We start from the raw sequence: 16,738 nt of genomic DNA, 5'->3' as shown, positions 1-16,738 counted from the left end.
TATGAGAGAATACCTTTTAGAAGGAATAAAAAAAATTGGTTTAGAATATACAGAGGAAAAAGTAGATAACTTAATAAAGTATCTAAATTTGTTAGTTGAATATAATTCTCATACTAATTTAACAGCAATAAGAGATGAGAAGGGAATAATAGAGAAACACTTTTTAGATTCTCTATTACTTCAAAATCTGATCAAAGAGGGAACTGAAAAAGCTATAGATATAGGAACAGGAGCTGGATTTCCAGGAATGGTTTTAGCTATTTTCAATCCAGAGATAGAGTTTACTTTGATGGACTCAATAGGAAAGAAAACTAAATTTCTTCAATTAGTAAAAGAAAATTTAGATCTGACAAATGTAACTGTTGTTACTTCAAGGGCAGAAGATTATATCAATGATGAGAATAGAGAGAGTTATGATTTAGGGTTATGTAGAGGAGTTTCAAAACTTAGTACAATCTTAGAATACATACTTCCTTTCTTAAAAATAGATGGTGAATTTCTTTCACAAAAAATGGAAGGAACAGGTGAGGAGCAAGAGGCAACAAATGCTCTGAATATTTTAAAAGGTAGAATAGAAAATATTTATGACTTAAATCTTCCATTTTGTAATGATCCTAGAGTAGTAATTAGAATTAGAAAATTTGAATCAAATGATAAAAAATATCCAAGAAGATCAGGAATACCTTTAAAAAGACCTCTATAATTTAGGAGGAAAAAATGAAAGAGTTTTATCAAAAGAATAAGAAAAAAGTAATAACAATGCTAACAACACTTTTTGTCTTTCTTGGAGGATATTGGGCAGTAGCTTATCACCTTCCTAAAACAATAGAAGTTATTGTTCAAATGGTTTTAGGGACTACAATATCAAGTTCTTCAATAGAGTTTAAGGAGAATAAGATAGAGGTAAGGGATCTAAAAATTATCAATAAAAAAGAGATAATTATAGATGCACCAAAGGTAGATATACTTTATTCTAAAAAATCTTTAGAAGATCTTAGAATAGAGGAGATTATAATTTATGATGGAATCGCTAATATAACTAGAGAAAAAAATGGTGATATAAATATAGTTGCAGCTTTTACAGGTGGAACTAAGGACGATAAAAATAAAGTTGAAACAGAAAAGGTTGAAATAAAAAAAGAGGAAGTATATAAACCAGGAATTGCAGTACCAATAGATAAAATAACTGCTATAAATGCTACAACAAATTTTACAGATCTATCATATAGAAATCCGATAAAAGAAACAGCTTATAATACAAATGGATATCTAACTTTCAGTAAAGAAACTGGAATTGATATGGAGTTTACTGGTAGCAATAATGGACAGATTTATACTTATAAACTAAATACAAGTGAACAACCATATGATATGACAATAATCTTAAAAAATATCAGTGTAAGAGATGATCTTTTACAATATGCCTATGATGGAGAAGAGGTAGATTTTAATGGGGGAAAACTCAATTTAGATCTATCTATCTCTCCAAAGGGAATGTTTGGTGGAGCAGATTTTAAAGATGTAGCAGTGAGATATAAAGATTTAGATGCTGATGTAAAAGTTTTAGATGGAACAGTTGATTTTTTAGGTAAAAGAATAGAGGTAAAAGCTAATTATGAAATTTTTAAAACTAAGGATAAGTTTTTACTTGTATTTGATGAAAATGGAGAATTAAATATTGATTTTTCAGCTAGAAATATTTCATATGATGAATTGAAAAAATATTCACTATTAAAGGATAGAAATCTACCATTAGAAAATATTTTTATAGATGATGTTAAATTTAATATGAATTTAAATAAAGAAAATGGTTTTTCAGTAACAATTGATTATATTATAAAAAAATCTTTTGTAGAGAATCTAGAAATAGAAAACTTAAAAGGTAATTTTATCTATGATAAAGAGGGATTACATATAAAAAAATTAAATTCTATATTGGGAATAAAAGATACAAATATTAAAAAAGATCTCTCTTTAAAATTAGATTATATCAATAGTGAAGGAAATATAGATTTTTCTCTAAATAATATAAAAGAAGTAAATGATTTTCTTCCAGATATTCAAGGAAGTTTTAATTTTGATACAGGAGAAGAGGATTTTAAATTTAACTTCATATCTAATATACTAAAAGTAAGAGGGATATATTTCTCAAAAATAAATAAAATTTTACTTTATAGAAATGGAAAATATTCTATTGAGTATGATTTAACAAAGAAAAATCTTGAAAGAGGTAGTGGAGTTATAGATATAAATCTATATGGAGCTAACCTTGCACTTGATTTTATAGCTGAAAACAATAAGATTACAATTGATAAACTTATAGCTAAAGATAAAAATCAAGAGAAAGAGAACTTAATTTTAAATGGAGATGTTGATCTAAATAAATTAGATTATAATCTTTTAGTTGAAAGCAATAATTTTAAACTTAAAGAGAATGATTTAGAGATATTGACTACTCTTAAAGGAAAAATATATAAAGAGGCTCAAGAAACTGGAGTTAATCTAGATATAAAAGATTTTTCTCTAAAATATATTGGAGAGATTAATAATATTCATGGAAACTTAGATTTAAAAAAATCTAAAGAGTTGTATCTTGACTTTAATGGAGAGATAGGACAGGTAAAATATAATGATTATGATATAAATGGAATATTACTAGGTTTTAGAATTAAAAATAATATATTTGAATTGAAGGAATTTGAAAATGGTATGTTAAATGGAAAGGGAACTATTAATCTGAAAACTCTTCAATCAAATATGGATTTTGCAATAAATGGGCTTAACTTTGAAAAATTTAATTTAGAATATCCTAAATTTTATTTGAATGATATTCAAGGAAAGGTAATTGGAAAGATAAATAATCCAAAGGTTGACATAAAAATAAATGATACAACAGTTGAGCTTGTTGAAGGGAAAAAAGATCTGAAAATTTCTGGTAATATAAATTATTCAGATTTTAAAATGAAATTTAATAAAATATATCTAAACACTAGTATTTTAAATGGATATTATTCAATAAAAGATAAAAAATACTCTGGAATATTAAACATTATAGAGGATGATCCTTCAGAATATTACTCAGATACAAACTTAAAATATAGAGTTATAGGGACAGTAAAAGCTAAAGGTGAGGCTAAAACAGCAGATATAAGAATAGAATCTACTATTGATAAAATTTATTTGAGAGGAAAAAGACTTCCTAATATATATATTAATGGTAATTATAAAACAGATGATATTTTAACAGGAGAAATAAAATTAGATAAAATAATTCTCTCAAATAGCAAATTGCATGATATAATTAAACTAACAGCAAATTATGATTTGACTACTAAAATTATAGATGCTGAGATAAAAAATCAAAATATAAATTTAGTGAATTTAGAAGAGTATATAGGTAATGAAAATATAAAGGGATCTATTTTAGCAAATGGTAAATTAGAGGGAACAGCAGAGGATTTGATATATAATTTAACATTGCAAAGCCCACAAATTTCTATGCAAGATGTTAATTTCAAAAATTTCTTAGTAAAACTGAATGGAAATTTAGATAATTTAAATTTAGAGGCATTTTCTTTTAAATATCTAAATAACTCATTAAATTCAAAGGGAAACATAGGATTAAAAAATCAAAAATATAATTTTTTTGTAGACTCTTCAAAGATAAATTTAGATTTTTTAAATATTTTTTTGAAAAAATATGGTATAACTAATATAGAAGGGGATGCAACACTTAATTTACAACTTCAAGATACAGGAAACAAAGGTTATTTTAAGTTAAATAACTTTGGTTTAAATTATGATGATATCTATATTAATTTAAATAATCTGAATAGTACTATAAAATTGGATAAACAACTTCTTTATATAGAAAATTTAAAAGGAATTTTAAATAAAGGGGATGTTGAGGTAAAAGGTTTCTTAGAACTTCCAACACTAACAGAGATTTCAGAGAATCCATACTATTTAGAGGATCTAAAATATGATGTAAGCTTAAAAAGTGAAAACATAGATTATAGATATGGTAAGAATTTCAATCTTTTATTTAATAGCAATTTTAATATGAAAAATAACCTTTTAAAAGGAGATATTACTATACTTGACGGAAAAGTTTCAGATATTCCTAATAATTCAAAAACTATATTTCAAATTATAAAAAACTTTTTATTTAAATCCTCTTCAACAGTTGTTAATAATAGTGAAGAACTAGGAGAAGATTTTAAAATAGACACAGTTTTTGAAAAAGCTTTGGAATTAGATGTAAACTTTAGAACTAAAGATGATGTTGATCTTGATATTCAAGATTTAAATGCATTTGTAAGTGATGTAACAGGTGGAGTTGCTGTAAATGGAAATATTAGTGGAAAAAATGGAAAACTACTTTTATTAGGAGATATAGAAGTAAATAATGGATCTTTAGAAGTCAATGGAAATACATTTAAACTAGATAAAGCAATGGTTATTTTTAATGATAGAAAAGATTATTTGCCAAATGTTAATCCTACTTTGATAATAGATTCAAAGGTAAAAGTTGATAATGATGAGATAGGAATGAGTATAAATGGAGAATTAGATGATCTTAAATTTACAATAACTTCTAAAAATGGAAGTTCAAGTGGAAATCTATCTTCTTTATTAGTTGGAGATAGTAGTGAGGAGTTTTCAGATGGAGCTTCAACTACTTTGATAAAGACTGTTATAGGAAGTCAATTATCGCAAACACTATTTAAGCCTATTTCTAATCTAGTAAAAAATACTTTGAATATTTCTAAATTTAGAATAAAATCAAATATAATGACAGATGAGAGTACTAATAATCCTAATGAAGAAAATAATAGACTTAGATTAGGAGCAATTATAGAAGCAGAAGATAATATTTATAAGGATAAATTATATTGGGTAGCACGAGGAAACTTGTTAGGAGATGATAGCACAGATAAAACAGAAAAAAATAGTGGGGCATTTGATGAGTACGATTTCTCAATAGAATATAGATTTAAACCTGGAAGATCTATAGGAATAGGAGTTGGGAAACTACCTGAGAGAGTTCAAACAAAATCAGATGAAAAAACAAAAGATGCAATAAATTATCATATAGACTTTAAATTTGAGAAAAAATATGATAATCTATTAGATATCTTTATAAAGTAATTGAACGGAGGTAAGGATGAGAAAACAATTAGTAGCACTGATGGTTTTTCTATTGGGACTTCTAAGTTTTGCTGCTGAATCTAACTACAGCATAAAGAAAATAGAAGTAGTAAACAATAGAGAAATTCCTTATGAAATCATTTTAGATGTTATGGTTTCAAAAGAGGGAAATAAGTTTATAACAGAAAATATGATTGAAGATTACAAAAACATCAAAGGATTAGAGTATGTTGCAGATGTTGCTGTACAACCAACAGTATATGATGGTGGTATAAAATTAATAGTAAACGTGTTAGAAAACAGAGATGCTAAATCTGCACTAGAAAAAAATGGAATTATTCCACTATCTGAAAGAGGAAAGGTAGATACTTCACTACTTGTAAATTCAGTTGAATTTGTAGGAAATCAATATGTAAGTAGAGAAGAGCTTGCTAAGTTAGTTCCTATTAAAGTAGGAGGATATTTCTCTAAAAATAAGGTTATAGAAGGACATAAAAATCTTATTGAAAGTGGATATTTTAGAGATGTAGTTCCAGATGCAGTTAAAAGTGGAAATGGAGTAAAAATCATTTACTCTGTTATGGAAAATCCTATATTAAATGGTGTAAATATTATAGGAAACACTGTTTATACAACAGATGAACTTATGAAAGTTATTAAAACTGAACCTGGAAAAGTTTTCAATATCAATACTATTAGAGAAGATAGAGATAGAATTTTAAGAAAATATCAAGATGATGGATATACACTTACTGAAGTTGCTGATGTAGTTATCAATGGAAACCTTGAACTTGAAATATATTTAAGTGAAGGAAAAGTAAGAGATATTCAATTTAAGAAAATGGTAACTAAACAAAAAGGTGCTAGAAGAAAACCTACAGATGATGTTTTAAAAACAAAAGACTATGTTATTGAGAGAGAGTTAGAGTTCTCAAAAGATGAGATATTTAACTCTAAGAAATATGATGAAAGTGTAAAAAATCTAATGAGATTAGGACACTTTAAAAATGTAAAATATGAAGCAAGACCAATACCTGGAGATCCTGATGGAAGAACAATAGTACTTCTATTTGATGAAGAGAGAACAGCTATACTTCAAGGGGCAATCTCTTACGGATCAGAAATTGGACTTTTAGGAACTCTTTCAATAAAAGATACTAACTGGAAGGGAAAAGGACAAGAATTAGGAGTTACATTTGAAAAATCAGATGAAGACTACAGTAGTTTCTCAATTAACTTCTATGACCCATGGATTAAAGATACAGATAGAATCTCTTGGGGATGGAGTATCTACAAAAATACTTATGAAGATGATGATAGTGCATTATTCAATAGAATAGATACTATTGGAGCTAAATTCAACATAGGAAAAGGAATTACTAAAAATGTAAGATTAGGAATTGGAACAAAATTAGAATATGTTGAAGAGGAAGCTGATAAAGATAAATTTAAATATGAAAATGGAAACTACTATTGGAGAGAAGGAAATCATAGTGAAGTAAAAGGAATGGATGACAAGTACTTTATTTGGAGTATCTTCCCTTCAATTACTTACGATACAAGAAACCATTTCTGGAATCCAACAGCAGGAGAATATGCAAAACTTCAATTAGAAGGTGGGTATGCTAATGGATATGATGGAGATGTATTTGGAAATGTTACTTTAGAACTTAGAAAATACCACAGAGGATTATTTAAAAATAATACTTTTGCCTATAAAGTAGTTGGAGGAATAATGACTGACACTACTAAAGAGGGACAAAGATTCTGGGTTGGTGGAGGAAGTACTCTAAGAGGATATGAGGGAGGATTCTTCAAAGGAACTCAAAAACTTGTTGGTACAATAGAAAATAGAACTCAAATTAATGATCTATTAGGATTTGTTGTATTCTTTGATGCAGGAAGAGCTTGGAAATATGCAGGAAGAGCTCAAGACTACTATCATAATGCAGACTTCCCTGATAAAATAGCAACAACAGCTGGGGTAGGTTTAAGACTTAATACACCTATTGGACCATTAAGATTTGACTTTGGATGGCCAGTAGGAGATAAGATGGATGATGGAATGGAATTCTATTTCAATATGGGACAATCATTCTAATCTAAATAAATTACAAATAGGAGGAACTAAAATGAAAAAAGTATTGGTACCAGTAATGGCTTTAGTGCTTTCAGCATCAGCATTTGCAGTAAAAATAGGATATGTAAATTCACAAGAGGCATTTTCAAAATTCTCACAAACTAGAGTAGTTCAAGAAAATTTAAATAAAGAAAAAACTAGACTTGAAAATGAGATAAAACAAAAGGAAGTTGCTCTTCAAAAAGCTCAATTAGAACTTCAATCAAAAGGAAGTAAAGTTACAGACAAAGAGAAAAAAGCTTTTGAAAATCAAGTAAAAACTTTCCAAAAATTTATTCAAGACTCACAAACTAAATTAAGTAAAGAAGAATTTACAAGATTCCAAGCTATTGAAGCAACTTTAAATAAAGCTATAGATGAAGTAGCAAAATCAGGAAAATATGATTATATACTTGAAGCTGGAGCAGTTAAATTTGGTGGAGAAAATGTAACAACTCAAGTTATAACAACTATGGAAAAAATAAAGAAATAGAAATATTTTAGGGAGGTAATTATGAACTACAAATTAGCTGATTTAATTACTCTCCTTGGTTGTGAAGTAAAGGGAGATTTAAGTCTAGAAAATATTTCTGGGCTTGCTCCCTTTTTTCAAGCTCAGGAGGATAGTTTAACATTTGCATCAGATGAGAAATTTTTAAAAAATTTACAGGGAACAAAAGCTAAAGTTATAATCGTTCCAGATATTCCATTACCAGAAAATATAGGTAAGACATATTTAAAAGTTAAGGAAAATCCAAGAACATTGATGCCAAAACTTCTAAATTTTTTCAAAAGAGAAACTAAACCTTTTGAAAAGATGATAGAGGATTCAAGCAGGATAGGAAAAAATGTAAAACTAGCTCCAAATGTATATATAGGACATGATGTAGAGATTGGAGATAATGTAGTTATCTATCCAAATGTAACAATATGTGAAGGGGTTAAAATAGGAGAGGGAACAATTATCTATTCAAATGTTTCAATTAGAGAGTTTTGTGAAATAGGTAAAAATTGTGTTCTTCAACCAGGATGTGTAATAGGTTCAGATGGTTTTGGATTTATAAAAATAAATGGAAATAATACTAAGATAGATCAAATAGGACATGTTGTTATTGAGGATAATGTTGAAATTGGAGCAAATACAACAGTCGATAGAGGAACAATTGGAAATACAGTTATAAAAAAATACACTAAAATAGATAATTTAGTTCAAATAGCTCATAATGATATTATTGGAGAAAACTGCTTACTTGTTTCACAAGTTGGAATAGCTGGAAGTGTAGAAGTTGGAAATAATACAACACTAGCTGGGCAAACTGGAGTTGCTGGACATTTAAAAATTGGAAATAATGTTGTAATAGCAGCTAAATCTGGAGTTACAGGAAATGTAGCAGACAATCAAATGCTTTCTGGTTATCCACTAATGGATCATAAAGAGGATCTAAAAGTTAGAGTTTCTTGGAAAAAACTTCCTGAATTATTGAAGAGAGTAAGAGCAATTGAAAAAAAATTAGAAGAAAAATAATTGAATAATATCAAATAAAGTGGTAAAATTACATAATATAAACAAAATAAATAAGATTATGAGGTAAAAATGAAAAAAAGAGTGTATTTTGATAAGTTTGGAGAGATGAAATTTATCTCCCACTTAGATTTACTGAGATTTTTTGATAGATTATTAAAAAAATCACAAATTCCAGTAAAATATAGTCAAGGATTCCATCCAAGACCAAAAATGTCCTTTGGTAGTCCTATATCCTTGGGAACAGAGGCATATAATGAACTTATGGACTTTGAATTAGAAACACCTATGTCAAATGAAGAGGTTTTTGATAGATTAAACAGTAGCAATGTTGTTGGATTTAGAGTAAATAAAGTAGAAGATGTAATAGGAAAAGCTTCAATAATGGAAGAGTATACTATTATGGTTTACGAGATTGAAAGTGAAGAGGAGATAATTACAAAATTAGAGACTCTTTTAAATCAAGAAGAGATTGTAGAAGTTAAAGAGAAAAAAGGAAAAGTTACTATTAGAAATCTAAAAGAGAGAATAAAATCTTTTAGAAGAGAGGGTGACATGATAGAAATGGAGATAATAAATACATCTCCAAATTCATATCTTGATTTAGCTGGAATAGAGCAACAAGATGTAAAAATTAAAAGATTAGGATATAAAACAAATAATTAATAAATAATGGAAAGAGGAGAATAGATATTATGTTAGAATTAAAATTTATTCGTGAAAACAGAGAACTTGTAAAGGAGATGCTTGCTAATAGAAATAGTAATATTGACCTTGCAGAGTTTGATAAACTAGATGAAGAAAGAAGAGCAATTCTTGGAGAAGTTGAATTACTAAAACAAAAAAGAAATACAGAATCAGCTGAAATAGCTAGATTAAAAAAAGAAAAACAAGATGCTTCAAAAATAATTGAAGAGATGGGAAAAGTTTCTGCTCAAATAAAAGAGTTAGATGCTAAACTTGCAGAAGTAGATGAAAAACTTAGATATTTCCAAATGACAATTCCAAATGTATATCAAGAAGGAACTCCTATTGGAAAAGATGAAGAATCAAATGTAGAAATCAGAAGATGGGGAACTCCTAGAGAATTCACTTTTGAACCAAAAGCACACTGGGAAATTGGAGAAGATCTTGGAATACTAGATTTTGAAAGAGGATCTAAATTAGGAGGATCAAGATTTGTTCTTTATAGAGGAATGGGAGCAAGAGTAGAAAGAGCATTAATTAACTTTATGCTAGATATGCACACTACAGAGCATGGATATACTGAACATATCACTCCATTCTTAGTAAAAAGAGAAATTTGTGAAGGAACAGGACAACTTCCTAAATTTGAAGAAGATATGTATAGAACATCAGATGATATGTTCCTAATTTCAACTTCTGAAATTACTATGACAAATATCCATAGACAAGAGATCTTAAATGAAAAAGATCTACCTAAATATTACACTGCTTATTCACCTTGTTTCAGAAGAGAAGCTGGATCATATGGAAAAGATGTTAAAGGAATAATCAGAGTTCACCAATTTAACAAAGTAGAAATGGTTAAAATAGCTACTCCAGAAACTTCATATGATGAACTAGAAAAAATGGTTCTAAATGCTGAAGAAGTTCTTCAAAGATTAGAATTACCATACAGAGTTATTCAACTATGCTCAGGAGATTTAGGATTCTCAGCAGCTAAAACTTATGACTTAGAAGTATGGTTACCATCACAAAATAAATATAGAGAGATCTCATCTTGTTCTAACTGTACAGACTTCCAAGCTAGAAGAATGGGACTTAAATATAGACCAAATGGAAGTTCAAAAAGTGAATTCTGCCATACATTAAATGGATCAGGATTAGCAGTAGGAAGAACTTTAGTAGCAATTATGGAAAACTATCAACAAGAAGATGGATCATTCTTAATTCCTAAAGCTCTAGTTCCTTACATGGGTGGAATAGATGTTATTAAAAAGTAGTTTGTTTTTACTGCTTTTAAGTAATATTTTTATAAATAATTTAAAATTTATGTGTGGTATTTCAGTAATTCTTTTAGTATTGAATATCGTACTTAATAAAGAGTTAAAAAATAATTTAAATAAGATGAAATTTCTGTTCTTTCTGTATTTTTCTACATGTTTAATACAGCTATTTTACAAACAAGAGGGAAGAGTTTTATTTAAAATTGCAAATTTTTATATAACTGAAGAGGGAATGTTTAATTTTTTACTTAATTTTTTAAGAATATTTAATTTATTAATGATCTCTTGGATAGTTAGTGCAAAAAAAATAGTAAGGGGAAAGTTTAATAAATATCAAAAGGTTATTGAAACAGTGATTGATTTAGTTCCACAAGCATTAGTTCTAATAAAAAAACGAATGCGTATAAAATGGTTTTTTAGGCATATTTTAAAACAAATAAAAGTAAAAATATGATCTATTAAAGAATTGATTTTCTAGTCAGAATCTGCTAAAATTAAAATATACACTTAATATAAGGAGGAAGTAAATGTACAATTATAAAGATTTAGGACTTTCTAATACTAAAGAAATGTTTGCAAAAGCAAATAAAGAGGGATATTCAGTTCCTGCATTTAACTTTAACAATATGGAAATGGCTCTTGCTATAGTTGAAGCTTGTGCTGAAATGGGGTCTCCAGTTATTCTTCAATGTTCAAAAGGAGCTTTAGGATATATGGGAGCAGATGTAGTTCCTCTATTAGCTAAAGCAGCTGTAGATAGAGCAAGAAACATGGGATCAGATATTCCAGTAGCTCTTCACCTTGATCATGGACCAGATCTAGCAACTGTTAAAACTTGTGTAGAAGCTGGATTCTCATCTGTAATGATTGATGGATCACACTATGATTTTGCAAAAAATATAGAAGTTTCAAAAGAAGTTGTAGAATATGCTCATCAATACGATGTAACAGTAGAAGCTGAATTAGGAGTTTTAGCAGGAATAGAAGATGATGTTAAAGCTGAATCTCATACTTATACAAATCCTAATGAAGTTGAAGAGTTTGTAAGTAAAACAGGAGTTGACTCACTAGCAATAGCTATTGGAACATCTCATGGAGCTCACAAATTTAAACCAGGAGAAGATCCTAAATTAAGACTAGATATATTAAAAGAAATTGAAGTAAGAATTCCAGGATTCCCAATTGTATTACATGGATCATCAGCTGTTCCACAACAATATACAAATATGATTAAAGAATTTGGTGGAGAAGTTAAAGATGCTATTGGTATTCCAGATGAACAATTAAGACTTGCTTCTAAATCAGCAGTTGCTAAAATTAATGTAGATACTGATGGAAGACTTGCATTTACAGCAGCAATCAGAAGAGTATTAGGAACTAGTCCTAAAGAATTTGACCCAAGAAAATATCTTGGAGCTGCTAAAGAAGAGATGAAAGCTTACTATAAAACTAAAATACAAGATGTATTTGGATCTGAAGGAGCTTACAAAAAAGGAACTAAATAGTTTTAAGATAAATAACCTTAGTGATAATTCACTAGGGTTATTTTTTGGTTTTTTGCTAAATAAAATTGATAATAAAAAAATTAAAATAGGAGTATTACAAATTAATTATTTTAAACGATTAACTTGTAATACCCCTATTTTTAAAATTAAATACTATTAGATTAAATGTTATAAAATTGAATAATATTTTCTTTTATCTTGCTTTTTTTTTTTTTTTGGTACAATTATTATATAAGATATAGTTGAATTTAAATGACATATTTTTAAGACAAAAGAGCAGAGGGGGAATTATTATGAAAGATAATTTAGAAAAAAGTCTTAAAAGATATTTAAAAAGAAAAGTAAAAGTTACTTTAGGATTAGTAGTAGCATTTATGATTACTGGAAGTGTTGGATATGCTGATGATTGGGGAAAAATTTATGTTGGAGAAGATAAAATAAAAGATATATCTTTAACTACGGATAGTACTGCTACTGAAATAGAAGTTCAAAACAATGGAACGCTTAATATTACAGGAAATCATGATTTAGTATTTGAAAATGTAACAACTAGTAGATTTGATAGTGTTATAAAAACTGTTGAAGGAAATTTAGATATTGAAGGAAAAGTTGTTGGTAAAAATATTAAAGGACAACATTTTGTAAGCCTTTTTAATGCTCCTAATAAACTAAATTTTGCTGGAGGAATAGAAGTTGATACTATGGAATCAACTCATGATTCAGGAGCTGTAATTCGTACACAAGAAGCAGAATTTAAAACAGCTTTTTTAGATATTGATAATATTACAATGAAAGAAAGTTTTGATTATGAGAGTGGAGTTTTTTCAATAGCTTATAATACAAAAGCTATTATAGGAACTGAGGATAAACTTGGAGATCTTACAATAAATACTGTTACTTTTAAAACACCTGAAGATGAAGGATGGTATGCAAATGGATTTTCTGTCACTTGTTCAGAAATAGAGGCAAATACAATATCTATAGACACTATGACTTCTGAGGGAAAAGAGTCGTATTTATATGGAATATATACTAATGTTGGAACAGATGATGATGCAGCTCAACCAATTATAAAAGCAAATAATATTATTGTAAAGAATTTAACTGGAAATGGAGAAGAAACAACAGGTATTAGGTTATCTGGAGCTAATTTAGGTGGAACTAAAGAGGGTGTAGCAAACAATTTAACAATTGAAAATATAACATCAACTTCAAAAAATGGTATTGTTTATGGAATTCGTGCAAATAAAACATATAAAGATGAAGAATATGGAATACCAGAATTATTTTCTTCTATGAGTATAGGAGGAGATTTAAATATAAAAAATATTAATGCAGAAAACAGTACTGCTTATGGAATGTATTTTACAGGTAAGAGTACAGGAACTATAGGTGGAGATAGTTTAGTAACTGTTAATGGTGGTGGAGTAGGAACAACACTTAATTTAACTGACAGTCAAAAAGAAATTCTTGTTAAAGGAAATAATACAATAAGTAAAGTATTAGAAGGAAAAGTAACTCAAGGTGTAAGAGTAGCAAAAGGATCAACATTAACTTTTGGTGGTAAATTAGATATTTCTTCTAGTGATATAGCAATGACTGCTATAGGAAAAGAATCAAATATAACAGTTAATGGAGATAGTTCTTTTAAAGGAAATAGTTACTTAATTGATGGAGCAACTGGAGAAGAAAATAGTCATTTAATAGTAAGACCAGTAGTACAAGCATTAGAAGGTGGAAAAATCACTTTAGGAAATACAGAAATTAAAAGTTTGAAATCAGAAAATGAAACAACAGACCGTATTACAAATGTAGGAATTTATGCTCAACAACATGTAGACCTTGGTAATATAGGTAATACTCCTACTGAAGAAAGAACAGAAATTAATATTTCAGGAAATGCAACAGTAGATTCTGATATAGCTATTATGGCAACAGCAGGAGGACATGTTCATATAAACAAAGGTCATAATCACGATGGAAATGAAATTATAAATAATGGAGATGTACTAATTAAAGGGGATATTGTTGCAGGAAAACATGGTTCTACAGTTGATATAGCAGGAAAGAATGTAAATGTATTAGGAGAACTAATTGCTGCTAATGGTGGAAGAGCAACTTTAGACCTTAATTCAGAGAACTCAGTATTTACTGGAAGAGCTGATAACTACTTTGACTTAGTAGGAAAAGAAGGCGATTTAGGTGGAGAAATGTTCCGTAATGAAAAGTATTCTATGGACATTACAAAAGCTGGAAAAGTTAATATAAATATGGATAATGGTGCTAAATGGGTTGTAACAGGGCAAAGCTTTGTAACTAATTTGAATTTTGGCGCAAATGGTGGAATAGTTGATTTAACAAATGTGGAAGAGATAGTAAATGATAAGAAAAGTAGCTTGTCTATAGATACTATTGGTGGAAATGGAACTTTCAATATGGTTCTAGATTCAGCTGATAAATCTCAAGGAAATATGTTGTATATTTCTAGAGTTGCAGAAGGAACAAAAGATATGTTACATACAGTAAATATATCTGGAAGAAATCTTCTTGATTTAGAAATTGATGAAAAACTTCGTTTTGCAACATTAGGAGAAGAAGCAAAAGGAAAAATGACATTTGTAGTAAATGATACAAAAGAAGAAGGAGTAAGAAATGTAGAGTATGATGTTAATCATGAAAATTATATGTTAGATGATAAAGAAAATACAACTTATAATGGAAATGAAACATCAGAAGCAAAACTAGGAAATACAGTAGCAAATAATACATATCACGATGGAGAAAACTGGTATCTAACAAGAACTGCAGATGGAGAAATCAATGATGGTGGAAAAACTATCATAGAAATGTCAAAAGCTAATTATGCTAGTGCTGTTTATCTTGATAATCTAAATAAACGTCTAGGAGACATGAGCTTTGTTGAAGGTAATGAAGGACTTTGGGTAAGATTAAGAAATGACAGAGTTGGAGAAGACCACGAATATAGATTACATAATAATATGTATCAAATAGGATATGACAAACCTTATTCAATGGACGAAGGAAAAGGAACAGAGTACAGAGGAATTGCTTTTGAATATTCAGAAGGCGAGGTAGACTTCAAAAATATCAATGGAGATGCAAATGTAGATCGTTATGCTTTATGGTTATATGATACAAATGTATATAACGATGGAAAATATAGCGATTATGTATTTAGAGTAGGAAGAATGTCAAATGATTTTGAAATCTACGGTAGAGAAACTGGAAATAAAGTAGAAGGAGATTATGATAATCTATTCTTAGGATTAAGCGCAGAATATGGATATAGAAAAGATTTAGATGAAGATAAGAAATCTTACTTTGAACCACAAGTTCAATTACAATATACATATATAGATGATACAGACTATACAACAAACCAAAATTCAAAAGTAGATTTAGATAGTATCCATAGTTTAATAGGACGTGCAGGATTCAGATTAGGACATGACTTCTATGATGATAATGGAAATAAAACTACAACTGTATATGCAAAAGCAGATATCAATCATGAGTTTTTAGGAGACCAAGAAGTAACAGCTAAGGATAAAACAGGAAGTATAAGAGAAAAATATGAAAATGATGAAACATGGTATGATATAGGATTAGGAGCAGAAAGAGAGATTACACCAGACTTTAATGTATATATGGATGTAGAAAAACAATTTGGAACATCAAGAGATAATAATAGTTGGCAGTTTAACTTAGGATTTAGATATAGATTTGGAGAAAAAGTAGAGCAGACAGTTCCTAAATTGACACCAGTTACAATGAGAACTATAAGTTTAGATGCAGATAGTTATTTTGATTTTGATAAATCAGAATTAAAACCAGAAGGGAAAAAATCAGTAGCAAATGTAGCTAAAGTGATAAATGACGAAAAGTTAAAAGGAAGTATATTGCTAGAAGGACATACAGATTCAAAAGGTTCAGAAGCATATAACCAAAAACTTTCAGAAAGAAGAGTAGAGGCAGTAAAAGAGGAATTAAAGAAAAACATAACAAGTGAAGATATCCACTATGAAACAAAAGGTTATGGAGAAACAAGACCAATAGCAGATAATAGTACAGCAGTAGGAAGAGCAAAGAATAGAAGAGTGGATATAAAATATGAAACACAAGTTGCTGAATAAGATAGTTTAAAAAGAGTATAAATAATTTTGTATATTTATCTTCTCTTTATTATTAACTTAAAAAGTTGTTGTAAATTTAAATAACTTTAAACTTTGAAATTAGCTGAAGAGATTTTTAAGGCTCTTTGTCAAATAGTGTTGGTGGAAAAAACAAATAAATTTTCAAGTAACTCCAGTGATTTTCGCTGGAGTTATTTTGTTGCCAATAAATTATTACTAATTAAAATTTTAGCTCTAAAATGATAAAAACTTTTATATCCATAAGCGGTTCTTTTTATCGTTTTTATTTTTCTATTAATTCCTTCTATTAATCCATT

The 16,738-nt window shown here is 28.3% G+C and carries 11 protein-coding genes; 10 read left to right on the top strand and 1 reads right to left on the bottom strand.

Features of this window, described 5'->3' with window-relative positions:
- The first annotated feature begins 1 nt into the window (after nucleotide 1).
- From rsmG to I6E31_03035, 10 genes are all read left to right on the top strand, one after another.
- The gene (gene rsmG / locus I6E31_03080) at nucleotides 2-703 is read left to right on the top strand and encodes a 16S rRNA (guanine(527)-N(7))-methyltransferase RsmG (protein ID MCF2638954.1); all 702 of its coding nucleotides are present in this window, start codon (nucleotides 2-4) and stop codon (nucleotides 701-703) included.
- Between the two features lie 14 nt (nucleotides 704-717).
- Nucleotides 718-5,151 (top strand): translocation/assembly module TamB domain-containing protein, encoded by a 4,434-nt coding sequence (locus tag I6E31_03075; GenBank protein MCF2638953.1) that lies wholly within the window; start codon nucleotides 718-720, stop codon nucleotides 5,149-5,151.
- Between the two features lie 16 nt (nucleotides 5,152-5,167).
- On the top strand, nucleotides 5,168-7,252 hold the full coding sequence (locus tag I6E31_03070) for an outer membrane protein assembly factor (protein ID MCF2638952.1): 2,085 nt from the start codon (nucleotides 5,168-5,170) through the stop codon (nucleotides 7,250-7,252).
- 31 nt (nucleotides 7,253-7,283) lie between these two features.
- A complete protein-coding gene (locus I6E31_03065) occupies nucleotides 7,284-7,763 on the top strand; it encodes an OmpH family outer membrane protein (GenBank protein ID MCF2638951.1) in 480 nt (159 codons plus the stop codon).
- A 21-nt stretch (nucleotides 7,764-7,784) separates the two neighbouring features.
- Nucleotides 7,785-8,795 carry a UDP-3-O-(3-hydroxymyristoyl)glucosamine N-acyltransferase gene (gene lpxD / locus I6E31_03060; GenBank protein MCF2638950.1) on the top strand — a complete coding sequence of 337 codons (1,011 nt, stop codon included), beginning with the start codon at nucleotides 7,785-7,787 and terminating at the stop codon, nucleotides 8,793-8,795.
- Nucleotides 8,796-8,864: 69 nt separating this feature from the next.
- Complete coding sequence (locus I6E31_03055; GenBank protein MCF2638949.1) at nucleotides 8,865-9,458, top strand: DUF2344 domain-containing protein; 594 nt, start codon at nucleotides 8,865-8,867, stop codon at nucleotides 9,456-9,458.
- Nucleotides 9,459-9,487: 29 nt separating this feature from the next.
- Complete coding sequence (gene serS, locus I6E31_03050; GenBank protein ID MCF2638948.1) at nucleotides 9,488-10,759, top strand: serine--tRNA ligase; 1,272 nt, start codon at nucleotides 9,488-9,490, stop codon at nucleotides 10,757-10,759.
- The gene (locus tag I6E31_03045) at nucleotides 10,743-11,216 is read left to right on the top strand and encodes a hypothetical protein (GenBank protein MCF2638947.1); all 474 of its coding nucleotides are present in this window, start codon (nucleotides 10,743-10,745) and stop codon (nucleotides 11,214-11,216) included. The genes serS and I6E31_03045 overlap by 17 nt, the downstream gene beginning before the upstream one ends.
- 73 nt (nucleotides 11,217-11,289) lie before the next feature.
- Nucleotides 11,290-12,267 (top strand): class II fructose-1,6-bisphosphate aldolase, encoded by a 978-nt coding sequence (fba, locus tag I6E31_03040; GenBank protein MCF2638946.1) that lies wholly within the window; start codon nucleotides 11,290-11,292, stop codon nucleotides 12,265-12,267.
- A 293-nt stretch (nucleotides 12,268-12,560) separates the two neighbouring features.
- Nucleotides 12,561-16,421, top strand: a complete 3,861-nt coding sequence (locus tag I6E31_03035; GenBank protein MCF2638945.1) for an autotransporter outer membrane beta-barrel domain-containing protein — start codon at nucleotides 12,561-12,563, stop codon at nucleotides 16,419-16,421.
- 191 nt (nucleotides 16,422-16,612) lie between these two features.
- Here I6E31_03035 and I6E31_03030 read toward each other — a convergent pair.
- The coding region (locus I6E31_03030; GenBank protein ID MCF2638944.1) for a transposase at nucleotides 16,613-16,738 on the bottom strand (126 nt) is incomplete at its 5' end.

The organism is Fusobacterium varium (assembly GCA_021531615.1).
Lineage (GTDB): Bacteria > Fusobacteriota > Fusobacteriia > Fusobacteriales > Fusobacteriaceae > Fusobacterium_A > Fusobacterium_A varium_C.
Note: the sequence above shows the minus strand (reverse complement) of the source record. Positions and strands in the feature narration are given on the sequence as shown.

Coding starts and splice junctions, on each gene's coding strand:
- rsmG (MCF2638954.1), top strand. CDS start 2: ATGAGAGAATACCTTTTAGAAGGAATAAAAAAAATTGGTTTAGAATAT.
- I6E31_03075 (MCF2638953.1), top strand. CDS start 718: ATGAAAGAGTTTTATCAAAAGAATAAGAAAAAAGTAATAACAATGCTA.
- I6E31_03070 (MCF2638952.1), top strand. CDS start 5,168: ATGAGAAAACAATTAGTAGCACTGATGGTTTTTCTATTGGGACTTCTA.
- I6E31_03065 (MCF2638951.1), top strand. CDS start 7,284: ATGAAAAAAGTATTGGTACCAGTAATGGCTTTAGTGCTTTCAGCATCA.
- lpxD (MCF2638950.1), top strand. CDS start 7,785: ATGAACTACAAATTAGCTGATTTAATTACTCTCCTTGGTTGTGAAGTA.
- I6E31_03055 (MCF2638949.1), top strand. CDS start 8,865: ATGAAAAAAAGAGTGTATTTTGATAAGTTTGGAGAGATGAAATTTATC.
- serS (MCF2638948.1), top strand. CDS start 9,488: ATGTTAGAATTAAAATTTATTCGTGAAAACAGAGAACTTGTAAAGGAG.
- I6E31_03045 (MCF2638947.1), top strand. CDS start 10,743: ATGTTATTAAAAAGTAGTTTGTTTTTACTGCTTTTAAGTAATATTTTT.
- fba (MCF2638946.1), top strand. CDS start 11,290: ATGTACAATTATAAAGATTTAGGACTTTCTAATACTAAAGAAATGTTT.
- I6E31_03035 (MCF2638945.1), top strand. CDS start 12,561: ATGAAAGATAATTTAGAAAAAAGTCTTAAAAGATATTTAAAAAGAAAA.